The 6,416-nt window shown below is 60.3% G+C and carries 3 protein-coding genes; all 3 read right to left on the bottom strand.

The genetic code is table 11. The features are described from left to right. Nucleotides 1–93 precede the first annotated feature (93 nt). The 3 genes from QWL29_RS06480 to QWL29_RS06470 are packed head-to-tail and all read right to left on the bottom strand — an operon-like array spanning nucleotide 94 to nucleotide 6,416. Nucleotides 94–1,860 (bottom strand): T6SS immunity protein Tli4 family protein, encoded by a 1,767-nt coding sequence (locus QWL29_RS06480; RefSeq protein ID WP_305822064.1) that lies wholly within the window; start codon nucleotides 1,858–1,860, stop codon nucleotides 94–96. Beyond that, complete coding sequence (locus QWL29_RS06475; protein WP_305822063.1) at nucleotides 1,857–3,596, bottom strand: PGAP1-like alpha/beta domain-containing protein; 1,740 nt, start codon at nucleotides 3,594–3,596, stop codon at nucleotides 1,857–1,859. The genes QWL29_RS06480 and QWL29_RS06475 overlap by 4 nt, the downstream gene beginning before the upstream one ends. A 24-nt stretch (nucleotides 3,597–3,620) precedes the next feature. Next, nucleotides 3,621–6,416: a type VI secretion system Vgr family protein gene (locus tag QWL29_RS06470; protein WP_305822062.1), complete on the bottom strand. Its 2,796-nt coding sequence runs from the start codon at nucleotides 6,414–6,416 to the stop codon at nucleotides 3,621–3,623.

Below are 6,416 nucleotides of genomic sequence, written 5' to 3'. Positions count from 1 at the left end.
TGAACTTTACCAAACAAGAGTGTCCGGAAAAATCAGAGTACCTCACCTCCAATGATCGAGATCATCGGTATCGTACTGGCGAGTTTGAAATGGTCAGCCGACGACAGGTAGGTTGCTATCGTCGGATGGGCCGGTAGTGTCGCTTCTCGAATCTGATTCTGCAGGGCTGGTTAGGTCATGCCGCACGAGTAACCAAACACTGCGTCGCTGGATTGCCTGCGCCTTGCCAAATGTTCGGCCGAACGCTGCGGGTGGGATTTTGAACGTGGCAGGTGGCAAGAGCGTCCTAGCGGCAAACCAGCGAGTACCATCGAGTGCATGCGATTCCTCACACCGCCACCAGCCCGAAGCTGGGCACTGCATGCCTGTCCTCGCTAGAAAACCAATTGCAGGTTCGGGAGAGGCATGAGATCTTTCAGTCTTGATCGCACTTATATTATCGGCCTGGGCCGCAACGGTTGCTTCAGCAAGAGGAACGGGCGATGGGGTTCGATCGTGCTCGCGCTTATCAACTAACTGCCATTCCGTACGGGTCTGGTTTTCGTAACTGGATTGCAGGCCGCGTACCTTTTGCCACCAACTTTGCGGCGGAAGTAACAGGGCTTGTGGCATTTTCTGCCCCTTTCTCAAGTACTGACGCTGCCCGCCGAGTACTTCGACTCGACTGTCACCATCGCTGCACAGCCACCAACCGCTTTGAGGGCAGCGTTCACCAGCCCAGGCATGTGACCCAATGGCGATCGGGACTGCTTCGGCTTGTACTTTATGCTGGTGAGCAGGAGCATGCAGCCGGATGCTAGATGAGATGGTGTCCCAAAGTTCTATTGCGACGCGTTCGGACAAGGAGGGGGGAACAGGACCATGATCGCCGTTACCGGTATTCATCTTAAAAACGATATGCGGGACGGACACCTTGTCCTTTGTTCCACCCATTTCCCACCAGAAGTTATGGACGACCGCATCGTTTTCCTCGGTTATTGCCCTGATGACCTCCTCGCCGGGAAGGCCGCTAATTGTCCTCGTGCCGGCCCGTAATTTAGTCATCCGCATTTTTTCGAAAAGCGAAAGCCGATCTTCTGCCGCAGCGTCGCGTGCAAGTAGGCCGTTCTGGTCAGGCGCAATGCCCGCCGCCAAAATCAACATGAAGTCAATGTCAGGCCGACTGGGCAATGTAGCCAACATTATAATTTGTTCATGCTGCTCAGCCTCGATCGGATCACGGAAATAGGCACGATCAATACAAAAACCGAATTCGGCAGGAATCTGGTTGCCGGCGTTCGGGACGAGTTGTGCAACCAGCCTGGAGAGATTTTCGATGCGCGCCGGATCGTAATCGCTTGCACTCAAATCAATGCTGAGTCCGCCAGCATGCAGGAGAGCTTCGACCGAGATGCCTTCGTAACGGTAGCGCTCCAGTTCAAGACCATTCGACGCTGTGCCTTCTGTGACCGTGCGGCTGTGCACAAATATTTTTCCGGACAGCCCGCTTGGGGATTCGACGTCTCTCTCCGTCTCCATGTTACGGCTCCCGCCCAGCCGATCCGGCTTCGACTTGATTTGCATCTCACGGGCGGCAACGCGTCGTTCAAACTCCTCGTTGGTTTCGCTGAACGCTGCAACCCCGAAGCCGTCGATATTGGCGTGCGTTATCGCGACCTGAGCCTCGGCTGGCATATCGATCAGCACCCTGCCCGCACATACGGTTTTCATTTTTTCGGTCATACGCGTTACCTCGTGTTTTTCCAGGCGCGTCAACTCGTCTTCGTTCATTGCCTTGCCAACGGCCCAAGTTGCCGCCAATCCGGCGACAGCGATCCCGGCCAGCACAATTGCCAGTCTGTTTTGGGCCCGTCGTGTCACGGCATCTCCTGGACGATTTTCACGATTAACCGAAGCGTTAGCATGAGCATATCGTCATTCTTGTACGATTCCTGGTGATCGTAGCCCCGGGTTGCAAACACATGCTTTACCTTCCCCGCAGCTGCAGCTCCGGATTGGAATGGGACAGTCCCATCACCATTTGCATCTTGCGCTTCTGGTTCAAAATGGAATTCTGACTTTCCCTCGACCAGGATGCGCCGCTGACCTCGGTAGTTATGACCGAGAAAGGTGGCCGCTGCCAGGTTCCCAGAGGTAAGTGCTCCTACTGCGCCTACCGCTTGGCGGGCAACCCATCGCACTTGACCATACGAAAGGTTATTTCGGTCTGCGCCATAGAAGACGTAGGTATTCGGATGATAGTAATCGCCTAAACCTCGATGAAAACTTTCCGCCATGTCGATTGCGGACCTGATTGCCTTCTCTACGCCGCCGTCTTTTCTCAGATACATCTGGGCGGGATCGGCAAGACGAGGGTCGATCATCCGGTACCATGACTTCAGATCTCGGTACAAATCATAAGGATTAGGCGTGCGTGCATTCGGCAAGTGCAGGAAGTCCAGAGGGGCTTCTTTCATGCGGACGACGTCGTCCCTGGCCCCGTAGCCTGCTTTTTGTGGCGCGCCGAACGTCTTGATGACGCGAATATGGAGCCAGGGTTGGGGATAGAGGTGATTTGGCAGTAACTCGAGTGCCCCTGGCGACACCGCGAGCACAGGCGTGGTCTCCTGGCTTGTCGCTCCGAGAATTTTTGCAAGCCTGGACGCTTCGAAGTTCTTTACAGTGCCATTGCCTGGATTCGTTGCCTCCGTCCCACAAGCAATCCGCCGGTACGCTACCGGCGCTCCGAGTGCGGGCATCACGCCATGGATGACGCCGGCGATCTTGTCGGGAATGCGTTTGGCGCACGCTCGCGCGACTAGTCCTCCCATGGAGTGGGTGACCAATATCACCTTGTCACAACGACGATTTGCCTTCTTCCATGACTCGATGATTTCCAGGACCCGTTTTTCGAGAAGCTGCGAGGACGCGAGACAATCTGAAAGCCAGCAATATCCAACCGCATACACCGGGAAATAATACTTGGCGTGCTTTTCCAGATGGGGCTCCGTCAGCGGATCGAACTCGCGCACTCCCCATCTTCGCGGCGTACACGCCATGACATCTTTCCAGTGTTGCCGAATGAATCGCTTCTTGTCACGGTCGTCAAATCCAAATGTCTGATTCAGTCGAGTTTGCAAAACCTGCAGCAAAGTGCCATACGATTCCGCATGCAACTCGCCCCAACCACGCTGGCGCACGTCGCGTTCGTTCAATACATAACCATCGTCCGGTTCCGGCAGTATGACGGGGCCGCCATTATCAACTTCGAGGGTCGTAGCATCGAGCAGTCGTTGTCTATCGGCTGGCATCAATCTGTCCCAGTCGAATGATGTGCTTAGGCCTTGGCGTTTACCATTCGGCGGACGCCAGGTTGGCTCACCGGGCCTGACTACCTTGTTCCTTTCGTCCTCCTCTCCTCCCACGCGTGGGTTGCTCTTCGCCCTCAGATTGGTCCCCATGATCCCCGGCACCACGATCACGGGCACAATATGATTCGGCGGCATCAAGCCGAGTCCACGCAGCTTGAACTCGGGCGACGACATGAAAGAATTGACCTCCCAGCCGCCGTTGGAAAGTGGAATAAGTGGCGGCAAGGGCCTGGTCGATTCAGCCATGGCGATTCCAGCCTGGTTAAGGTTTTAGGGAAGAAGTTCGAAGCGAACCGGACCCAGCATGTCGCTTTGAACGAGCGCGGTCCGACCTTGTTCGTCGCTGACGCCTCGAATTGTCTTTCCATTTTCGAGATGCGCGATATAGCGCTGGCTCGGGATCGGCTCGCGCGTCTGCAAGTGCCGCAGGACGAGACGTTCGTCGGATTGCATCTTGCCTGCTGCAAACCCTGGTGCGGCTGGGCTCCCGTCTCCGGGCCCGGCATACAGTACCGAAGCGGCCCTTACCATGTGCTCGCCGGCACTCTGCTGGGTGATCTTGCTGCCGGCCCATTCGGTTTGAGCGCCTTCGGACACGATCCTTATGGACGGCGCCTCGATGTGGATGGCTTCGGAGGAGATCAGGCTGATCCGGCCATAGGACTTGACTTCGACCGTCCCCTGCTGCGCCTCCACCGTTACGTTACCGCCGCCAGCAACCAGCTTGATTCCGATTGAATGCGCAAATGCGCTAACCCCTCGTACGGCGCGCACGAAAAAATTGTTTCCTGCAACAATCTCAGTGTTCGCGCCGCTTACGATGTCGACCTTGCGTTCGGAACCAATCCCAACATGCTCCTGGCTACCGACAACGATGCCTCCCGGCGCGGACATGGCAACGATCGGTGCGCCAGGAGTGGCCTCGGGCGCGGTATTCGAGCCTCCTTCCCAGGACTTGAGTTTGCCGACCAGCTCCGCCAGCGGGCTGCTGCTTTTCTCGTCGCCTGCCTGCTGTTCGGCTAGCTTGGCCAACTCGTCGGCGACGCTTTGCATCAGCTCCGCCAGCCCAATCAGGCCCGCGCGCGCCATTTGAGACCCATCGGCCCTGGCCGCCGCCTCGGCCGAAATCAATACTCCTTCCTTCCCGCGCACCGCAACATGGCCGTCACTGCGCAGTTCCGCCCCCTCCCCGCGCGGCTCCGCCATGCCGTTCTCCTTCGGATGCGTCAACCACCCCAGGTTCAGCTGCGACGCGCCATGCTCGCTCGCCAGCTGCGCGCTGATCTCCCCGCGCGTATCGTCGAAGCGCAGCTGGTTGGCGCGCCCGCCGCCGATCTCGCGACTCTTCAAGCCCGACAGATAACGATTACCCGGCAAGCCGCCATTGGCGCTGAGCGCCGGCGGCTCGCCGTTCTGGTTGAACACCTGCGACAGGATCACCGGCCGGTCCGGGTCGCCGCCGAGAAAGGCCACCAGCACCTCGGTGCCCACGCGCGGCAGCGTCAGGGCGCCGAACTGCTGTTGGCTGCCCGGCCCGTTGCCGGCCCAGTTCGAGGCCACGCGGACCCAGGCCGAATCGGCCGCGCTGCCGGAGGCGCCGGCGCCGTGGGCGTGTTGGTGGTCCGGCGCGCGCATGCCGGGAAAACGGATCTTCACCCGGCCCAGGCGGTCGCAATGCACTTCCTCGCTCTGCGGTCCCACCACGATCGCGCTTTGCAGCTGCGGATGCGGCAGGTCGACGCGCGGATCGTAGGCCGGCACGATGGGCACGCTGCGCCGTACCGCCGTGAAGCGCACCTGCACCGCGCGCTCGCTTGCAGAAGCCTGTACGGAAGCCGCTGTAAGACCCTGCATCGCGTGCCAGCCGTTCTGCGCCAGCAGCCGCTCTGCCAGCGTCGACAGCTCGCCCGGCAGGTTGTTGCGCGCGCTGAGCTGGACTTCGGTGATGACGAACTGCCGCTCGGCCAGCGGGTGGGTGTCGATTTCCGGGTGGTCCTGCAACGTGAAGTACTGCCCGGCGCAGAAGTCGCGCACGCTCCCTTCGCCATGAAAACATTTGGCTTCGAATTCGTGGCGCTGCATGCGCAGCTGGCCCAGGCGCCAGCTGTCCTCGACGTCGTTGCCGGCGTGCGGGGTGTCGATCAGGTAGTCGTCGAGACTGGCAGCGAGGCCGTTGCCGTGCCCGCCCTGGTCGTGACTGGCGCGCGCCGTGGTCGACATGAACTGCGCCGCGCCGGGGTTCTTGTAGTCCCAGCTGTGGCGGGTGGCGCTGCCCGGCTGCAGGGTGCGCGCCGCGCCCCAATGGGTGATGGTGTCGCGCTCCCCGGCGGCGTCGTCGTGGTGGTAGCGCACGCTGCCGGCGGCATTCTCGGGCAGGTGGTTGGCGTCGGCAAACAGCACCAGCGTATGGGCGGGAATGCGGTCGTGCAGCGGGTCGACCGAGGTGCTGCGGCTGCGCCCGGGGCGCACCGTCCAGGAGATGCCGCGCCGGCGCAGCAGGCGGCGCACGAAGGCGGCGTCGGATTCGTTGTACTGCATGGTCTGCTCGCGCGGCGGGTACAGGCGCATGTCGAACAGCGGGTCGAGCTCGTATTCGAAGGCGCCTGCCAGCACCGCGTTGGCATGTCGCCATTCGTCGAACAGTACCTTCACGATCTCGAGTTCGTTCTGGTAGCGGAAGATGCGGCTGTTGACGCGCTTTTCCATTACCGACAGGGCGTCGCGCAGCACCAGCTGGTAGGTGGCCAGGGCGCCGTCGCTGTCGCCGGACCTGGCCTCGGTGACGATGCCGCAGATGCTGCGCAGTTGGCCGCGGTCGGTGACGACCTGAATTTCGGCCGGCAGCGCGATCAGTTCCTTCAGCGGCAGGGTGGCGTCGCTGGCGATGCAGGAAACGCGGTATTCGAGGCCGCCGCAGATGGCTTCGCTGCCTTCGATCCACTGCGGCAGCAGGACGTCGTCAAGGAGTGCCTCGGCATGCGCCAGGCGCAGGCGCAGTGCACGGTGCGCGGTGCTGAGCGATCGCTCGTGCTGCAGTACGCGCAGGAACTCGCTGGCACTGTCCAA

It is taken from the genome of Massilia brevitalea, from assembly GCF_030711405.1.
Taxonomy (GTDB): Bacteria; Pseudomonadota; Gammaproteobacteria; order Burkholderiales; family Burkholderiaceae_D; genus Telluria; species Telluria brevitalea.
The sequence above is the reverse complement of the archived record's forward strand: the minus strand, read 5'-3'. Positions and strand labels throughout refer to the sequence as shown.

Bases quoted from the DNA above. Each gene is read 5' to 3' on its own strand.
- QWL29_RS06475 (WP_305822063.1), bottom strand. From the start codon at position 3,596: ATGGCTGAATCGACCAGGCCCTTGCCGCCACTTATTCCACTTTCCAAC.